15 protein-coding genes are annotated in these 18,130 nt (G+C 60.8%); 5 read left to right on the top strand and 10 right to left on the bottom strand.

Going from position 1 to position 18,130, the window contains the following annotated elements:
- Window positions 1–257: 257 nt before the first annotated feature.
- From K3555_RS18250 to K3555_RS18230, 5 genes are all read right to left on the bottom strand, one after another.
- Window positions 258–455 carry a transposase gene (locus K3555_RS18250; protein WP_260006543.1) on the bottom strand — a complete coding sequence of 66 codons (198 nt, stop codon included), beginning with the start codon at window positions 453–455 and terminating at the stop codon, window positions 258–260.
- Between the two features lie 215 nt (window positions 456–670).
- The gene (locus K3555_RS18245; protein WP_260006542.1) at window positions 671–967 is read right to left on the bottom strand and encodes an IS66 family transposase; all 297 of its coding nucleotides are present in this window, start codon (window positions 965–967) and stop codon (window positions 671–673) included.
- 674 nt (window positions 968–1,641) lie between these two features.
- Window positions 1,642–2,313 carry a DsbA family protein gene (locus K3555_RS18240; protein ID WP_260006541.1) on the bottom strand — a complete coding sequence of 224 codons (672 nt, stop codon included), beginning with the start codon at window positions 2,311–2,313 and terminating at the stop codon, window positions 1,642–1,644.
- Window positions 2,314–2,377: 64 nt separating this feature from the next.
- Entirely contained in the window at window positions 2,378–3,190 is an 813-nt protein-coding gene (locus K3555_RS18235; RefSeq protein WP_260006540.1) for a hypothetical protein, read from the bottom strand.
- 61 nt (window positions 3,191–3,251) lie between these two features.
- Complete coding sequence (locus tag K3555_RS18230; protein WP_260006539.1) at window positions 3,252–4,217, bottom strand: glutathione S-transferase family protein; 966 nt, start codon at window positions 4,215–4,217, stop codon at window positions 3,252–3,254.
- 115 nt (window positions 4,218–4,332) lie between these two features.
- Here K3555_RS18230 and K3555_RS18225 point away from each other — a divergent pair, with 115 nt between their 5' ends.
- Complete coding sequence (locus K3555_RS18225; protein ID WP_260006538.1) at window positions 4,333–5,250, top strand: LysR family transcriptional regulator; 918 nt, start codon at window positions 4,333–4,335, stop codon at window positions 5,248–5,250.
- Between the two features lie 162 nt (window positions 5,251–5,412).
- On the opposite strand, the gene K3555_RS18220 is transcribed toward K3555_RS18225, so the two are convergent.
- From K3555_RS18220 to K3555_RS18205, 4 genes are all read right to left on the bottom strand, one after another.
- Window positions 5,413–6,453, bottom strand: a complete 1,041-nt coding sequence (locus K3555_RS18220; protein ID WP_260006537.1) for a GlxA family transcriptional regulator — start codon at window positions 6,451–6,453, stop codon at window positions 5,413–5,415.
- Between the two features lie 4 nt (window positions 6,454–6,457).
- Entirely contained in the window at window positions 6,458–8,422 is a 1,965-nt protein-coding gene (locus tag K3555_RS18215; RefSeq protein ID WP_260006536.1) for a proline/glycine betaine ABC transporter permease, read from the bottom strand.
- Window positions 8,419–9,450 (bottom strand): glycine betaine/L-proline ABC transporter ATP-binding protein, encoded by a 1,032-nt coding sequence (locus tag K3555_RS18210; protein ID WP_259987892.1) that lies wholly within the window; start codon window positions 9,448–9,450, stop codon window positions 8,419–8,421. Before K3555_RS18210 ends, K3555_RS18215 begins: the two co-directional genes overlap by 4 nt.
- Window positions 9,451–9,519: 69 nt before the next feature.
- Complete coding sequence (locus tag K3555_RS18205; RefSeq protein ID WP_259987889.1) at window positions 9,520–10,467, bottom strand: ABC transporter substrate-binding protein; 948 nt, start codon at window positions 10,465–10,467, stop codon at window positions 9,520–9,522.
- Window positions 10,468–10,653: 186 nt separating this feature from the next.
- Here K3555_RS18205 and K3555_RS18200 point away from each other — a divergent pair, with 186 nt between their 5' ends.
- The gene (locus tag K3555_RS18200; RefSeq protein ID WP_260006535.1) at window positions 10,654–11,346 is read left to right on the top strand and encodes a response regulator; all 693 of its coding nucleotides are present in this window, start codon (window positions 10,654–10,656) and stop codon (window positions 11,344–11,346) included.
- Here K3555_RS18200 and K3555_RS18195 read toward each other — a convergent pair.
- Window positions 11,327–14,254 (bottom strand): ATP-binding protein, encoded by a 2,928-nt coding sequence (locus K3555_RS18195; protein WP_260006534.1) that lies wholly within the window; start codon window positions 14,252–14,254, stop codon window positions 11,327–11,329. The two genes, K3555_RS18200 and K3555_RS18195, sit on opposite strands and share 20 nt — an antisense overlap.
- 92 nt (window positions 14,255–14,346) lie before the next feature.
- Between K3555_RS18195 and torT the strand changes: the two genes are divergently transcribed.
- From torT to K3555_RS18180, 3 genes are all read left to right on the top strand, one after another.
- A complete protein-coding gene (gene torT, locus K3555_RS18190; protein WP_260006533.1) occupies window positions 14,347–15,399 on the top strand; it encodes a TMAO reductase system periplasmic protein TorT in 1,053 nt (350 codons plus the stop codon).
- A gap of 143 nt (window positions 15,400–15,542) precedes the next feature.
- Entirely contained in the window at window positions 15,543–16,748 is a 1,206-nt protein-coding gene (locus tag K3555_RS18185) for a YcaO-like family protein (RefSeq protein WP_260006532.1), read from the top strand.
- The gene (locus tag K3555_RS18180; protein WP_260006531.1) at window positions 16,745–18,109 is read left to right on the top strand and encodes a TfuA-like protein; all 1,365 of its coding nucleotides are present in this window, start codon (window positions 16,745–16,747) and stop codon (window positions 18,107–18,109) included. The genes K3555_RS18185 and K3555_RS18180 overlap by 4 nt, the downstream gene beginning before the upstream one ends.
- The last annotated feature ends 21 nt before the right edge of the window (window positions 18,110–18,130 follow it).

The following is an 18,130-nucleotide window of genomic DNA, read 5'->3' as shown; positions in this document are numbered from 1 at the left end:
GGACCGCGCCACCGGATGATGTCGGGACGTCCAACGGCATCTCATGGAGAGCGGCACCAGCATCTGTACGCGCAACCAGACCCTGGCGGGGGTGAAGTGTCTGTTCCGGGTGGCGCGCTACGGCGGCATGATTTCCGTCCGGTGAAGGTGCTCTGGCGCGGTTCCAGTGCTGCCTGCTACGCTGCGGTAGCAGCGTAGCGCGATGGCATGAGCTCATTCAGGCAGGTGATTTTATGATCCGCGATTTGAGCCAGAACTCAGGCGAGCCAGACCTGCGGATCTCGGCCGTTCATCTTGGCGGTTTCTATCAAGCAATAGGCAATGGCCGCAGCTTTCCCGCCGCTCTCTGAGCCGGCAAACAGGTAATTTTTGCGGCCTATGGCAATTGGCTTCATCGCCCGCTCTGCGGAATCGTTGTCGGGTTCCAGGATGCCGTGATCCAGAAACAGGCGCAATTTCTTGATCCGGGCCGGGGCATAACGCCTTTCGGTGATTGCGCTGCAATCACATGCCGGTAGTAGATGGCCCTGGCCAGTTCGGATTTGCCGGGAACGCTGGACAGCTGGACGGCAAGCCAGGCCTCCAGTTCATCGAACAAAGGCTTTGACCAGGTTTGCCGCAGGTGAACGCGGTCTCCAGTCGGCAAACTCCGGGCGTCCTTTTCCACGGGCTAGAGACCGGCGATGCGCCGGATCGCCTCCTCGGCTGCTTGCAGGCCCTGAGATGGGAACACATCCACGAACTTGCGGCGGATATGAGCCATGCAGGCGGCCTCGCTGATTGCCCCGGAACGGTACCGCTCATTGAAACCGGAAAAGCCGTCCGCATGCATCCAACCCTGGTCGCTGGCCAGATGGGCCGAAGGATGCCCGCCTTTGCGGTTTGCCGTAAACCGGTACCAGGCAGCGGGCGGGCCGCCGCCGCCACAGGGGCATTCATCACAGACAGTTGCGCCAATCCCGCTCAATACTCTGCTCGACGATCTGGAGGCCTGGCTGGCCGCGCAGCTGGCCCGGATTGCAGACCACAAAGATCACACGTCTGAATGAGCTCATACCATGGCGCTACGCTGCTCCCGAAGCGTAACAGGGATCGCGGGAACTGCGCCAGGGCACCTTTACCGGAGGGTCGCTTAACTTCAAAATGGACAGTATCTGGTCATAGTGACCCAAGGTAGAGCAGGAAGCCGGACGGTTACCCTGTTTCCAGATGCGGAGGTACATCTACCTGAGTGGGTAGGGTATTACGGTCCGGAGGGTGTCTCTGAACAGATCACGCGCCTTGTACGCGAATTTATCTCTAGTTCGTAGTTAGAAATGGCAGTCGGCCTTCCGCCAAACGCGGAAGCCATGTTCGAGATCGCCGTTTTTTCCAACCGCTAATCATTGCCGGCTGCTGCCCCGGCTGTCCAAGCAGAGTCGCTGTATGTCTGCAATGCTGCAAGGCACATGAACGGCAGGAACACGAAAGCTGCGCCTTAGCAACGGAAACTCTGATCCCTGGCAGGTGTGTGCCGTCAGTGTTAATGGCGCAGCGGGTTCCAAAGCTGCTCTATAGGCGGCACGCATATCACAAATACGATAAGTGACTGAACCACACTGGCAGCAGGCAGTGTGCTCTACGAAATGCCGGGGGCACTGCTCACCGCAGATCTTTGCCGGCTGGGGCTTGACCCGCCACATCGGTCACAGCCAAAGCCAGCTCTGCGCGCATCTGAGCGAGCGGGCCATGGTGCAACTGCCATTTTCCGCCGGCAACCGCCAGCGTCGGCACCGCGCTGATCCGCCAGGAAGCAGCCAGCTGCCGGTCCTGGGAAACCAATTGCGTAACTTCAGCGCTGTACATGTCCTTGCGCAGCCGTCCGGCATCCAGCCCGCAGGAACGGGCCGCATCCAGCAGCACGCCTTCGTTTGCGATATTGCGGTTCTCCGTCAGATGCGCGGCCTGCACCGCATCGAAATAGTCCCAGTGCCCGGCGTCCCCGGTCTGCAGTTCTGCAGCCTTGCAGGCTTTGGCGCTCAGCAGGCCGGGGGGATAGGGGAAGTTCTGGCGGCGCATTCCCTCCACGCTGATGCGATCGCCTTCATCGTGTTCGGCGCACCGCTCCCAATGGCCCAGAATGACGTCCTTGGCTTTCTTCGCAGAGCCAAAGGCCGCGGCCAGTTTGGCGGGCGAGTCCTGCAAGACAAAGGTGCGATGACGCACCCGGATTGGAAATTCGGAGGCCAGCTTACGCAGCTTAGGGGACATCACAAAGCACCAGCCGCAAACGGTGTCGTGGAAGAAGTCGATGGTCAGAAAGGGGGATTTCATCATTTCACCTGGATGAGAAGGAAAAGGGCTGCCGGCAGGTCAAGCGCCGGCAGCCGCAGATGCATCAGTTGCCGCTTAGCGGGGTATCCAGAAGCACCGGCTTGTCCCCGGAGAAGTCGATCCAGGCATTGGTGCCATTCAGGCGGGATCCGGCCACATTGTCCGCATCAAAATGGATCTCGAACTGCTCGGGCCCGTGTGCATAGGCGACAACAAGCCCGTATTCCGGGTTAAGAAATCCGCCGTGCGGTCGGATGCCCGGATAGCTGATGCGCCAGGCCTCGCCCTCCGGGCCGACATGACCAAGGGTCAGCTTGCCGATGACATCGCCGGGCAGCTCAAAGAACCAGACCCAAGGACCGCCGGAGATGACGGTCATCACCTCGTCGATGCCGGTGCCGTCCTCGGCGTGGTTGATGTGCAGCGGGCCGAATTTCTTGTGGACCCAGATCCGGGTCTCCGCGTCCATCTTGTTCATGTCATAGACCTTGGGGTAGGGCGCAACACCCGGTTCCGAAGTGGTGAGCGAGCCGCCGTTTTCGACCGTCGGCTGCCGCCCTGCGGCAGCGATTTCTGCCAGCAGGTCTTCGCGGGTCAGTTCAAAGGCAGAGATCAGCTGCGCCTCCTCCTCGGCTGTGATGGCGCGGCTGCGGGAGGCCTCAAGGATCGGCAGTGCTTCATCCGGGATCGCAACAGTGCTGACGCGGACACCGACGCTGTTCAGCACCGCGTTCACGTCCTCCACGCCAAGCGAGGTCGGGCGGCCATCGGTGTATTCCAGTTTCAGGAGGCCGGCGGTGTCCGCAGCGCCGGCAAGCCCTTGGGCGGGGAGCCACAGCACGGCTGCGGCTGCGGCAAGTTTTGAAAGCAGTTTCATAGTGGAGTTCTCCAGTTCAGTGTCCGGGGCAGTGGACCCGGCGGGGTTGTGGGTGATGTGCTCAGGTGGGGAAGGCTGTGCCGTCCCGCCCATGCGGGTCATCGAGATCCTGATCCGGACCAGTAGAGATGATCCCGTGCGGGTTGATGTGCCGGTGGCTCAGGAAATAGTGCTGGCGGATGGCCTCCATCTCGATCGTGGCGGCCACGCCGGGCACTTGGTATAGGTCGCGCAGATAGGGGCCGAGGTTGCGGTAATCGGCGATCCGCTTGCGGTCGGTCTTGAAGTGCGTCGCATAAACTGGGTCGAACCGGACAAGGGTGGTGAACAGGCGCCAGTCCGCTTCGGTGATCCGCTCCCCGGTCAGGTAGCGGCGGGTGCCGAGCAGGGTGTCCAGCTCCTCCAGCTTGCCGAACAAATCGGTGATTGCTGCGTCATAGGCGGCCTGGGTGGTGGCAAAGCCTGCACGGTAGACGCCATTGTTGACCGGGGCATAGATTTCGGTGCTGATCCGGTCGATGTCCTGCTGCAGATCCGGCGGGTAGAAATCCGGCGTGGCGCCTGCCAGCTCATCGAAGGCCGAATTCAGCATCCGCATGATGTCGCCGGAATCGTTGTTGACGATGCGGCCGGTGCTCTTGTCGAACAGCACTGGCACCGTAACCGGACCGGTGTGGCCGGGATCCGCCCGCTGATAGACCTGATAAAGGTACTCATCCCGCGGCACCCCGGCGGCGGGGTTATAGTCAGCGGTGCGGATCTGCCAGCCGTCAGGACCTGCCAGCGGCACCATCTGGGTGACGGTGATGATCTCCTCCAGCCCTTTCAACGCGCGCAGGATGGTGGTGCGGTGGCTCCAGGGGCAGGCCATGGAGACATAGAGGTGGTAGCGCCCGGGCTCCGCCGGGAACTCAGCATCTGCTTGCGGCTCGATCCACCCGCGGAAGCCGCTGCCCATGCGGCGGAACACCCCGTCTCCCGGTTTCGGCTTTTCGGTGAGCACACCGTCGATCAGCATCTTTGCCATGGCTCGTCTCCTTGATGACCTGGCAAAGGTATGCGGTTTCCAAGTTCGCGATAATCCGGATAGACTGAAACCTAATGTTGAGAAAAACTCACCCCATCCGGAGTAAGAGAGAGAAATGGAAGGAATGGGAGATATCCCGGTGGTTGTGGCGGTTGCCGAAACTCAGGGGTTTGCCGCAGCGGCGCGGCGGCTGGGGGTGAGCAAATCCGCGGTCAGCAAACGGATCACGCTCATCGAAAAGAGGCTGGGTGCGCAACTGTTTCACCGCTCCACCCGCAATGTCAGCCTGACCGAGGCGGGCGAGCTTTTCTATGCCCATGCGGTCCGGGCGCAAGAGGCGGCGCAGGAGGCCGAGGACGGCGTGCTGGCGTTACAAGAGGCCCCCAAGGGGCGTCTGAAGGTGAATGTGCCGATGGCCTTCGGGCGACTGCATGTGGCACCGCTGGTGTCCGGGTTTCTGGCGCGGTACCCCGGTGTGTCGGTGGACATGGTGATGGATGACCGGGTGGCGGATCTGTTTGCGGAAGGGTTCGACCTGGCGCTGCGCGGCGGAACCCTGGCGGATTCCGCGCTGGTCGCCCGCAAGATCGCACCTTTGCACAACGTCCTGGCTGCTGCCCCGGCATACCTTGATCGCTATGGCACACCGGAAACGGTCAGCGGTCTGAGCCGCCACAACTGCCTGCAGTATTCCTACAGCCGGGATTTTCAGGAGTGGGTTTTCGATTGCGATGGTGAGGTGCAAACCTTCCGGCCCGGCGGGAGTTTCAGCGTCAACAACGGCGAGGCGCTGCGGGAAGCGATCCTGGGCGGGACGGGGATCGGCCGGCTGCCGACTTTCACTGCCGGCCCGGACCTGGCGGCGGGGCGGTTGGTACGGGTGCTGCCACACTGCCCGCTGCCGTCGCAGACGCTATATGCCATCTATCCAGAACGCCGCTATCTGCCTGCAAAAGTGCGGGTTTTTATTGATTTCATCCTGGTACATCTTGGCGGCGATGTCCCGCCCTGGGATCGGGACGCACGTGTGTGAAAGCCGCGACGGTGCTGCCCGCCGGAATCCTTTAACTAAGCACCTTGGCCACCGGGTCAGGGCCGCGACGCATATGCTATTGCCCTGTATCGCAAGCAGCGCGCCCTTACACGGCGCTTTCAGTTTTGGTCCGGCGGCAGCTGGGTAAACGGCCAAGCCTGCTTAGAGCCCGCCCGGAGGCGGTGGCGCTGTTTGAACTTGGCGGCGGCCGGGCAGCTGGAAAGCGTGTTTGCGGTCTTGAACCGGTGTGACTCCATAGAACTTCCGGTAATGCAGTGTCAGGGTCGAGGAGCTGGCATAGCCAACAGCATGGGCAATATGGGACACCGTATCCCAGGAATGGAGCACCATCTGCCGTGCGGCTTTCAGGCGTTGGCGGCGATAGTATTCGCCGGGGCTGAGGCCGGTGGCGGCACGGAAGCTGCGCTCCAGCTGGCGCGGCGAGATGCCGGCCATGCGGGCCACGTCGCGGATGCAGACCGGTGTTTCGTAATTTTCCGAGAAAATCGCCATAGCTTCTTTTACTGCGGGCGGCATCTGGTCGACGGTGCGGTCGCTTTGCAGCACCGGGACCTTCTGGCGGGCACTGCCGTTGCGGATGACGGGATGCTGGAACAGGCAGGCGATTTCATTTTTGGCGTCTGCACCGAGAGTAGTGCCGATCAGTTCCAGTGACAGGTCGAACATGGCGGTCGCACCAGAAATCGTATGAACATTGCCGTCCCGCACAATCAGCCGGTCAACAGCCGGGCAATCGGGAAAGGCGGCCTCAAAGGCGCTGCGGTAACACCAGTGAACAGCGCAGCGCCGTCCGGACAAAACCCCGCTGCGCGCCAGCGGGAAAACACCGCCGGACACTGCGCCCAAGGTCACACCATGCCGCGATAAGTAGCGCAGCCGCCCATGCCCTGAGACAGGATCTTCGAATTCACCTTCCGGGCCGGACAACAGGAACAGGCAGTCCAGTCCTTTGATCCTGGCAAGGCTGGTTTCCGCTGGAAAAAGGACCCCGGCTGAAGCCGCTGCGTCCGCGCCGGTTTCCGTCACCAAGGACCAGGAAAACACCTGGTGCCCAGCGATTTCATTGGCAGCACGCAGCGGCTCCATTGCCGAGGTCAGGCAGGCCATGGGAAAGCCTGGAAACAGCAGAAAGCCTATGCGGGTGGATGGGGCGGGGCCAAAGTCGTTGGAATGGATAGTCATGATGTCACTCCAGCCCCAGCGCATCTTTCTTGGTCTTCGCCCAAGTGGTGACCAGGTGGTCGACCATCAGCCCCATGAAAGCGACGGCAAGACCAAGCACCAGCCCTTTGCCCACATCGGTGGAGGACAGCGCGCGTTGCATCTCCTGGCCCAGGTCCTGGGTGCCGATGAAGGCGGCGATGATTACCATGAACAGCGAGAACATGACCGACTGGTTCACCCCGACCATGATGGTGGGCAGCGCCATCGGCAGGCGGACCTTCCATAAGGTCTGCATACGGGTGGCACCGGACATATCAGCGGCTTCGATCAGGGTTTCGGGCACTTGGCGCAACCCTTCAATTGTGTAGCGCACCAGCGGCACGGCTGCGAACAGGACAACCGCGCCGATCACCGCCACATCGTTCACCCCGAACAGCATGACCACCGGGATCAGGTAGATGAAGCTGGGAAAAGTTTGCAATGTGTCGCAGATGAGCAGGGCAATGGCAGCACGTTTCTCGTGAAACGATCCCCAGATGCCCAGCGGAAAACCCAGCACGGTCGCAATCGAGACCGCGACGACGACAGTATAGACGGTGATCATCGCGCGGTCCCACCAGCCGGACATAGCGATGAGGCCGAAGAAGGCAACGCACACCAGCGCCGAACGCAGCCCGCCGATGGCCCAGCCTGCGGCCGCCAGCAGCGCCAGCACTGCGGCATAGGGCATCCATAGGAAGGCATCGCGGATCGGGATCAGCACCCAAGTGATCAGGAACCAGCGCAGCCATTGGGTGACCGGATCTATCAGTACGATGAACCAGTCCGCGACGGCATCAATCGGTTTGGAAATGGTGAAGGCGTCGCGGCGGCCGATCTGGTCCATTACTGGGAGGAACTGTGCCAGCAGGATGCAGGCCAGCGACAGGCCCGCAGCGATCAGCAGGAACTTGTTGCGGACCGCAAACGACGTGCCTTTTTCAAAATGCTCGGGCTGCTTGGTCGCCCAGGCCTTGGTGCAACGGTCCAGCATGACGGCCAGCAGGACGATGGTGATGCCGATCTCGACCGAGCGGCCGATCTTCAGCGCCTGCAAAAGCTGCAGCAGTTTCTGGCCCAGCCCGGGCATGCCGATGAAACTGGCCAGAACCACCATTGCAAGACACTGCATGATCACCTGGTTCACACCAACCAGGATCTCGGTCCGGGCGGTGGGGATGCGGACGTGGCGCAGCAGCTGCCAGCGGGTCGAGCCGCACATGTGCCCGCTCTCGATCACCTCATGCGGGACCTTGCGCAGGCCCAGCAGGGACATGCGGATCATCGGCGGCACCGAAAAGATAATTGTGACAATCGCACCCGCCTTGGGGCCGACGCCGATAAAGACAACCACCGGAATCATATAGGCGAAATGCGGCAGGCTTTGCGCGATGTTGAGGATTGGATTCAAGATCCGCTCAAAGCTTTTCGAGCGCCAGGCGAGGATGCCCATAAGCAGCCCGAACAGGATTGAGAACGGGGCCGCGACAACGATAACCGAAAGGGTTTCCATCGCCCATTTCCACTGTCCCATGACGGCGATCCAGACAAAGGTACCGCCGGTCAGCAGCGACAGCCGCCAGCCTTGCAAGGCATAGCCGATAACAAAGCCGATGCTGGCAATCACGGTCCACGGAATGGGGCCGACGCGCGGCCAGCGGTTCTTGCCGTAAAGCAGGTTGGCGGTCACATCGAGCAGCCATTCAACCCCGTCAGCAAAGGCGCGGGTCAGGTAGATAAGCCCTAGGTCGTCGCGCAGGAAGTTAAAGATCGCGTTGATCCAGTCGGCAAAAGGCAGCACCAGCCATTCAGGCGGCCTTACCAGCCCTGCAGGCAGCACGGCGTTGCCCGCCGCCAGAACGCAGGACAGCGCAAACAGCACCCAGCCGGTTCTGGCGCGTGTCCATGTCTGAGGTTTTTCTGAAAGAACCATCGTCTGATCTGTCATGACGGCTCTCCCAGAAGCACGTCGAGTGCTTCCTGGCGGTTCATCGCGCCAATCAGGCTGCCTGCGGTGTTCGCAACCGGCAGGAAATCACGGCTGTCATTGACCAGCAGGCGCGCCAGTTCGGCGATGGTCTGTTTCTCGCCAATGGGCGTGCCGGTCAGGCTGTGTCCATTCACCTCGCGTGCCAAAACACCGGCGTGCACCACTCGGGATTTCTCGATTTCTTCGGTGAATTTCGCAACATACTCGGTGGCCGGGTTCAGCACGATCTGATCGGGGGTATCGCACTGTTCAACCACGCCGTCCTTCATGATGGCAATCCGGTCGGCAAGGCGCAGGGCCTCGTCAAAATCATGGGTAATGAAGACGATGGTCTTGCCCAGCATTTCCTGCAGCCGCAGGAATTCGTCCTGCATCTCGCGGCGGATCAGCGGGTCGAGGGCTGAAAACGGCTCATCCAGGAACCAGATATCAGGCTCAATCGCCAGGCTGCGGGCGATGCCGACACGTTGCTGCTGGCCGCCGGAGAGTTCGCGCGGGAAGTAATCCTCGCGCCCTGACAGGCCAACCAGTTCAATCACTTCCAATGCACGGGCGCGGCGAGCGTGGCGGTCCTGGCCGCGCATTTCCAGCGGGAATGCCACGTTGTCCAGCACCGTGCGGTGCGGCAAAAGGCCGAAGCTTTGGAACACCATGCCCATCTTGTTGCGGCGCAGGCCGATCAGCTCTTTCTCGGACATCTCGCCGATGTTCTGACCGTCAACCTGAACCTCGCCGCCGGTGATATCAATCAGACGGGACAGGCAGCGAACAAACGTGGATTTGCCGGAACCTGACAGCCCCATGATCACCAGCATTTCCCCCTTGGCGATATCCAGGGAGACGTCACGCACAGCTGCGATGTAGCCAGCCTGGCGGATCTCATCAAAGCCGGGGTTGCCGGTCAGCGACTTCAGATACTGTTCCGGTTGGGCGCCAAACAGCTTCCAGACGTTTTTGCAGGAAATGACGGGGGTGGCGGCGGTCATGGCTTTTCTTTCATTGGCAGGGAAACCGGGGCAGCGCGCCGCCCCGGAATAAGGGTTCTGAAGGGGGAATCAGGAACCGGTCCAAGGCTTCCAGAGGCCCTCATTCGCGGCCAGCCATTCAGCTGCGGCGTCCTCAGGCTCCATCTCGTCAATGTCGACCAGCTTGGCCATTTCTGCGATTTGCGGGTTGGTGAAGCTGATTTCGGTCAGCGTTTCATAGGCCGCCGGCCATTTCTCTTTCATGCCGTCCCAAGCGGCCTTCTTCAGGTAGCCGTTGGCCGGATTGCCGCAGTCATAGGTGGCATCCGGGTTCGGGCCGACGGACGGGTCCTTGTCGCAGCCCTCGACCCAGGTGGGGAATTCGACGAATTCACCTGGCCAGACAGCTTCGGCAAAGTTCGGCGTCCAGTTGAAGATCACCACCGGCTTTTTGGTCCTTTCTGCCGCGGCAACTTCGGCCCAGAGCGCCGAGGCAGACCCTGCGTTCACAACTGTGAAGTTCATGTTCAGCGCCTCGACACGCTCGGCGTCGTGCTTGAGCCAGTCAACGGGACCGCCCAGGAAGCGGCCCTTGTCGCCAGTTTCAGGTGTGGCAAAGGCTGCAGCGCAGTCGTTCAGCGCTTCCCAGCTTGGCAGGCCAGGGCAGGCGTCTTTGGTCCAGGCCGGGTACCACCAGTCTTCGCGGGTCACGGCGTTATGGTCGCCTGCGTCATGCAGGCCGCCTTTGGACAGCGCCTCGTTGAAGGACTTGCCAAAGGCGCCTTCCCAGACTTCCAGTTCCAGGGTCACATCGCCAAGGCGGACGGATTCATAGACTGCCTGGCTGTCGGTCGATACGTATTCGACACTGTTGCCCATCGATTCAAAGATTTGTCCGACAACGTGGCTCATCACGATCTGGCTCGACCAGTTATGGATCGGAATGATGATAGGGTCCGAGGAATCCTCGGCCATCGCCATCGGGGCCGTCATCATCATGGCCGCAGCGCTGGCCATTAGGTATTGCCGGTATTTCATGTGTGTCTCCCTATTGTCGCAGCCCTGGTCCTGATGGCCTGAGCCTTTCCGCGTTTTGAAAGCCGGGCTTTCGAGACAAGAAGTTAGGCAGCAGTTGTGAACAGGTCAGCCCGGCGGGATGAACAGGCTGGTCAGTTATGTTAAAATTTGTTAACCGGTAGGAATATTTTCGGGGGTTTCAAAATCATGGCGCATATTTTGATCATTGAGGACGAGCCGGTCACCCGGGCCACTCTCGCCAGTTATTTGGATGCCCAAGGGTACAGTGTTTCGCAGGCTGAAACTGCCGAAGACGCGGAAAGTATTCTGGAAGAACAGGAGGTTGATCTTCTGCTCGTCGACATCAACCTGCCCGGAAAAGACGGGCTGCAAATTACCCGGGAACAGCGTGCCAAGTCCGAAGTGGGGATTATCCTGGTGACCGGCCGGGATGATGAGATTGACCGGATTGTCGGATTGGAGCTTGGCGCGGATGATTATGTCTGCAAGCCTTTCAACCGGCGTGAATTGCTGGCTAGGCTGAAAAACCTGCTGCGGCGGACGCAGGATGTCCGGCGTCTGTCGCGCCGGATCTACAAATTCGGGCGGTTCCAGTTCGACGTCGCGGCGCGGCATCTGCAAACGGTGCAGGGTGACAGCATTTCCCTGACCCGGGCCGAATTCGAAGTGCTGGACATGCTGATCAGCCGGGCAGGCGAGGTGGCCTCGCGCGATGCGTTGATGAGCCGGGTCACCCACCGGCAATACGGCGCAAACCCCCGTACCGTGGATGTGCTGATCCGGCGTCTGCGCGGCAAGCTGGAGGAGGACCCTGCCAATCCTCGGGTGATCACCACCGTGCATGGCGAGGGCTATGTGTTCACGGCGCCTTTGAACTGACAGTTTCGCACTCGCGCAGCACTGCGGCCAGCGCCTCCAGGATGTGCGGGACCAGACCGGTCAGCCTTTTCAGCTGGTCCTGGGCTGCGTTCAGTTCCCCGTTTTCTGAGTGTGCTTCCAACGCTGCCAGCAGCGCCGCGAGATCCTGCTGGCCAAAGGTGCTGGCAGCCCCTTTGGCGCGGTGCGCTTCTTTGGCAAGTGATCCTAAATCCTGCATTTCCAAAGCCGCAGTCATCCGGGCAAGGCCTCGTGGAAGCTCCTGTTTGAATATTCTTGCGATGTTCAGAGCTTGCACTTTGCCAAGGTCCCGTATGTTTTCCTGCATCTGTTTCTGAAGGCCGGCGCGGCGGTCCGGCTGTTCCAGAACTGCCTGGCGGGCCGATAAATAGATCGCGCCCTCGCGGCCTTGCATGACGCTGTCCAATGCCTTGGCCAGCCGTTCAGGGGAGACCGGCTTGGCGACAAAACCGTTCATGCCAGCCTGCAGGTGAGTCTCGATCTGGTCCTTTTGCACATGCGCCGAAATGCCGATGACCGGCAGTTCGGCAATCCGCCGGTCGGGCAGGGCGCGCAGGCGGCGGGTGGCCTCGGTGCCGCTGATGCCCGGCAGGTTCACATCCATCAGCACCAGATCAAAACCGGAGCCGGGCAGCAGTTCCAGTGCACTTTCGGCGCTGCCGGTGCATTGGCAATTGTGCCCCATACGCTCCAAGTACCCTCGCGCGACCATCTGATTGATTTCGTTGTCCTCGACCACCAGAACAGACAGGGGGTGTTCAGCTTTCTTTGCCGGTGCGGGCGGGTCTTCAAGCACAAGATCAGCGAGGTTGCCCGGGTCCAATTCCAGGGACAGTGTGAAAACGGATCCCACGCCGGAGGTGCTTTCCAGCGACAACCTGGCACCGATGGTTTCGGCGAAATGCCTGCTGATTGCGAGCCCCAGCCCGGTGCCGCCGAATTTGCGGGCGGTATCTGTGTCCTCTTGCTCGAAGGCCTCAAAGATTCTGGATTTTGCTTCCACCGATATGCCCTTGCCAGTGTCACTGACTTCAAAGGTCACCCGGTGGCGTCCGCTGGCAGTATCGTTGATCCGGATCCGCAGAATGACCTCGCCGTCGTCAGTAAACTTCAGGGCGTTGGAAAGCAGGTTGAACAGAATTTGACGGAGCTTGGCGGCATCGCCCTGCACTGCCACTGGCAGATTTCCGGGGGCATCAAGCCACAGGTGGACGCCCTTGCTGTCCGCGCCGGGCCGCAGCAGCACGACGATGTCGGTTACCAGTTCCCGCAAAGAAAATGTGCTGATCTCCGGCTTAAGTGCACCGCTTTCGATTTTCGAGTAGTCCAGAATGTCATTCAAAATCTTCAGCAGATTTTGGCCGGAGACCAAAGCTGCCCGCAGCCGCTCCATCTGCGTAGGCGGCAGGCCATCGTCCGAAAGGCTCCGCAGCATGCCAAGCACGCCATTCATTGGCGTGCGGATTTCATGGCTCATCATTGCGAGGAACTCGGATTTGGCTTGATCGGCGGTTTCCGCTTTCCGGCGGGCCTCGTCATGGGCTTCGACTTCTTCCTGCAGCCGCTCGGTCTGTTCATTGACCAGGACCTGCAGATTGTTGCGGTGTTCCCGAAGTTCCTGTTCGTTGCGGTCCCGGACACTTTCCAGTTCCAATTTGTCGATGGCTTGCTGGCGGAAAACTTCGACGGCTGCCTCCATCCGGGCGATTTCGTCATGCCCTTTCGGCCGTACCCGGTGGTCCAGCTGGCCGCGCATCAGGGCCGCCATCGTGCCCGACAGCTGATTAAGGCGTCGGGTGATACTTCCGCGCACATAAAACCACAGGACTGCAAGCGACAGCACAAACCCTGCAATCGCAGCAAAGCCGTTGCGCAATTGGGCCCGTTGGACGTCGAGAGCGGCAGCATTGCCGGACCGGATCACCCGTGCTTGAGCCTGATCCGCAACGGCTGCGGCCTCGTCGCCAAGCCGCAATGCGGTAGCCTGCAGGCCCTGCTGGAGCGCGGTTATTCGGCCTTCGGTGGCCAGAATCCTGTCGCGCAGCACAAACAGCCCGATGTCCTGCTCTGAGACGGTGCGCAATTGCGCGGCATGGCTTTCGGCCTGCTGGCGCCGTCCTGGGTCGCGGATTGCCTTGATCCGGCGGGAAACGACAAGCAGCCGGCTGGTCAGCGTTGCTTCGATCTCACCCAGCTCGGTTTCATCGCCGGCGTCTTCGATCCGGTTGATCAGCAGCCCGATTTCAGCGGTTTGCGAGCGCAACTCGAACATCAGGCCCAGTTGGAACAGGTCAACCTCGATCAGCTTGTCCAGCGTATCGGTACGGGCCTGCTCCTCGATCGGAGAGGAGCCGGGTCCGTAAAGGCTTGATATCACTGCAGTAGTGCCCATCTCGGCATTTGCCACCAAAGTGTCGGCCATGCTGAGCAAGTTGTTCGCAGCGGAAAGATTTTGCCCGGCCAGCTGGTTGAACTCGCTGTGCAGGGCGATGCGGGTTTCGACCAGGGCGTTCAGCAGGGGCAGAACGCGGGATGCCTCTGTCACTGTGTCACGCAGCCGGGCGGACCCTGTGCCGCCGGCTGTCTCCAGCGCTTCAAGCCGCCGGGTCAGTGCTTGGACTTGGGCGGACAGGAATTTTGCCCGGGTTTCCCGTTCGGACTGGGTATCAACTGCGGCCAGCTCAGGGGCGATGGCAATGATGCGGGTGCTTTCCTCGGCCATGCCGCGAACTTCGGCTATGGCAGGTATGGTCTGGCTGATCACCTCTGCCTGGCGGCGTGCAAGCACTCGCAGTTCAACCAGGCCAAGGATGCCCGCAAGGGTGGGCAGTCCTGCAATGACGACGAATGCGAGGCTTAATTTTCCGCCAAGACCAAGCTTTTTCAACATCCCTGAACTGTCGCGCGCATTTGCCTGTAGTGCAAATTTGAATTTCCCTTTTGCGTTCTGCTGCCTATCCTCAGTGTCTGGAAGGGATTTTCATGCGCGCACTCTGGTTTTTGTTCTTCTCAGGGCTTTGCACTGCAGCCGCCGCGGACAGCTGGCGCCTGCAGGTTCCGCAAACTCCGTTCGATTACGAAAGCGGGTACGAGACTGCAGATTATCAGCCGTTGGAGCGGGCCGCGCAGATGTGGCGGCTGTGTATTGCGTATCCGCATCTGAAGGATGCCTATTGGCTGAGCGTCAACTACGGAATGGTGGCTGAGGCTGAACGGCTGGGGGTTTCCTTTAAACTGGTTGAGGCCGGCGGGTATCCGAACTTGCAGCGGCAGATCCGCCAGGCCGAAGACTGTGTGGTGGCGGGGGCAGATGCTCTGATCCTGGGGACGGTCTCTTTTGCGGGGCTGACCGGAATGGTGGAGCGGATTTCGGCGAAAGTTCCGGTAATTGCAGCAGTGAATGACATCGCCGATGCGGGAATCACTGCCAAGGTCGGTGTGTCCTGGACGGAAATGGGCGCTGTGGCCGGGCGCATCATCGCGGCGCGGCACCCCAAAGGCACGCCGCCGGTGAAAGTGGCCTGGTTTCCGGGTCCGGAGAATGCGGGCTGGGTGAAATTTGTTGAACAAGGGTTCTGCGCGGCGCTGACGGAAAGCTCGGCGGTGGTCGCGGTGACGAAATACGGAGACACCGGCCGGGAGATTCAGGTCCGCCTCGTCGAAGAGGCTTTGGATGAGGCGCCGGATCTGGACTATATCGCCGGGTCTGCGCCGGCTGCCGAGGCTGCGGTGTCGGTCCTGCGTGCCCGTGGTTTGCAGGGGAAGGTTCTGGTTGTGTCTGACTATATGACCCACGCCGTCTACCGGGGTGTTCTGCGTGACCGCATCATTGCAGCCCCCACGGATTTCCCTGTGCTGCAAGGGCGGCTGGCTGTGGAAATGGCTGTTCGCGCGATTGAGGGAAAGCTGCAAGTCAAGCATGCCGGGCCGAAAATCCAGATCTTTGATCAGAATTCGCTGCGCGGGGACATGCTGGAGCAATCCCTGGCACCGGCTAGTTTTGTGCCGGTGTTTGATTTTCTTCCCCAGCGGTGACGGTGCTGCGGCAGCGCTGGACCGGCAGGCGGCAGGTCTGTTGACCGGCGGCGTGTGATCTACCATCCTTCTTTCAATACTGCGGGATACCACCAGGCGGCGATCAGACGTTCTGTGGCGGTCGTGACAATGAGGTCTGCCCTATGCCAACGGCGCAGCAGAAGGGATATGTTCTGGATACCCACCGGCTGTGCGATCCCGCGCAGACGCTGGCTGCAGTCCGGCCGCATCTTGCCGGTATGGGCATCACCCGCATCGCCAATCTGACCGGGCTGGACCGGGTCGGCCTGCCCACCGTGATGGTGACGCGGCCTAATTCCCGTTCAGTCGCGGTAGCGCTGGGCAAGGGGCTGACGCTGGAAGCGGCGCAGGCTTCGGGCGTGATGGAAGCGATTGAGACCTGGCACGCGGAACGGATCACACTGCCCTTGCGGGCGGCCAGCTATCACGACTTGCGGCAAGACGCATTGGTGACGGATGTTGATCGTCTGCCCCGCGTGACCGGAGGCCGCTTTGATCCGCACCATCCGATGCTGTGGATTGAGGGGGAGGATCTTGCGTCAGGCCAGCCACATTGGCTGCCCTATGAAATGGTGGACACCGACTATACCGCGCGGCCCTGCGGCGGACTGGGGGCGTTTCCGCGCACTACCAACGGTCTTGCGTCCGGCAACAGTTTGGAAGAAGCCACCTGCCACGCGATTTGCGAATTGATTGAAAGGGATGCGATCACTCTGTGGCATCATGCACCGCCAGGCCCGCGTATCAATCCCGAAACTATAGACGATCCGCGCTGCCGTGCGGCGCTGGAACGGTTTGCTGCAGCAGGATTGAAAGCCGGAGTTTGGAATATTGCCTCGGACACCGGAGTGCCGGCGTTTCATTGCATGATTTGCGAAGCCGGCAGCCGGCCCGGTCATATCGGCATTGGCAGCGGTTGCCACCCGGACCGGGCCATTGCCTTGCTGCGGGCGCTGACCGAGGCGGCTCAGACGCGGCTGACCTATATATCCGGCGCGCGCGACGATCTGGACCCGGATGAGTTTACCCCCAAGGCGTCGGCAGAACGCGCGCAATATGTCCGGGCATTGTTGGCTCGAACCGAACCAGTGGACCGGCTGCAAGATTGTCCGTCCTATTCATCGCCGTCCTTCGAAGGTGACCTGGCATGGCTCCTGAACCAGCTGGGGGATGCCGGGATGGGGCAAGTTCTGACGGTTGATTTGTCGCGCCCGGGTCTGGGCATTTCTGTGGTGCGCGCGGTGATCCCGGGACTGGAGGCGCCGCATGACGATCCGGATTTCATTGCAGGCCCGCGGGCTCTGAGGGCAGCGGAGGCGCAGATTTGACGGCGGTTGTTTTCACGGGCCCGACAATCAGCGCTGAGGAGGTCTTGAACCTGCTGAATGCCACTGTTCTGCCGCCAGCTGGTCAAGGCGACATTTACCGGGCTGCCCGTCAAGGTGCATCTGTCATCGGCTTGATCGACGGGTACTTCGAAGGCGTGCCCTCGGTCTGGCACAAGGAAATCCTATGGGCGCTGGAGCAGGGGATTGCGGTGTTCGGCAGCGCCAGCATGGGGGCGCTGCGGGCGGCTGAGCTGTCTGCGTTCGGGATGGTTGGCGTCGGAGGCATCTATGAAGCCTATGCTGCTGGTGAGATTTGCGACGATGATGAAGTTGCCGTTCTGCACAGCCCGGCAGAATTGGGCTTTGCACCGCTGAGTGAGCCGATGGTCTCGATCCGGGCAACCGTGGCGCGCGCGGTCGCTGATGCGGCGCTGGAAGCGGATCAGGCTGCGAAACTTCTCAAAACGGCCAAGCAACTGTTTTACCACGACAGGACCTGGGAACAGATCATTGCGGGGTTTGCGGATGCATCCTGGCTTGGCAAGTTTTCGGCCTGGCTTGAAACCGGACGGGTGGACGCCAAGCGCGAGGATGCGCAGAAGATGCTGATCCGTATGGCGGCCTTTCTGGAGGCAAGGGGCAAGACCGTTCCCGTTCCGCCTGAGAAAGTTGAACGCTCGCTTGCCTGGCAGGGTTTGGTGCGGCGGATCGAGGCGGAGGACTACAGCCTGCCAGACGCGGACCTGCAGGTGCTGGATGAGTTGCGCCTGGAGCCGGAGCGCTTTGGTATTTTCCGGACCCGCGCTGCAGCGCGCTGTTTGGCGCTGGAGACTGCCAGACGAAAAGATCTGCGCGCGGACCGGCAAGAGATATTGGAACAATTGAATAGCCACCGGAAAACACTCAGGCTTTTCCGCAGCGCCGACCTTAAACAGTGGCTGGCTGAAAACAGGCTGACGGCTGACGGGTATGAAGCGCTGCTTGAAGGAACAACGCTGGCTGGCACCGCCGTGAATGCCTTGGGCGAACAGCTGGATCTGCATTTACTGGCAGAGCTCCGGCAGGCAGGCGCTTATGCGCAGCTGAAATCCCGTGCAATTTCCAAGTCGCAGTGGCTGGCTGAACAAAATCAGCCGCGCAGCAACCTGCCTGACCAGAACCGGGTGCGGTTGGCCCTCTGGTACTTTGAAACACGCCTGCAGCGGGAAGTTCCAGATGACCTGGATAAGTATGCCTCGGGTATCGGCCTTAAAGACCTTGATGAATTCTATGCGATGATCCGGCGTGAATTCATGTATCATCAAAAGGGCAAAACACAGTCTGCACCGGAAAGCAGGGACCAGGCAGGGAAAATACGGTGAAACCTCCGTAGAATTGGAGGG

The sequence above is a fragment of the Leisingera sp. M527 genome (assembly GCF_025141525.1).
Taxonomy (GTDB): domain Bacteria; phylum Pseudomonadota; class Alphaproteobacteria; order Rhodobacterales; family Rhodobacteraceae; genus Leisingera.
Note: the sequence above shows the minus strand (reverse complement) of the source record. Positions and strands in the feature narration are given on the sequence as shown.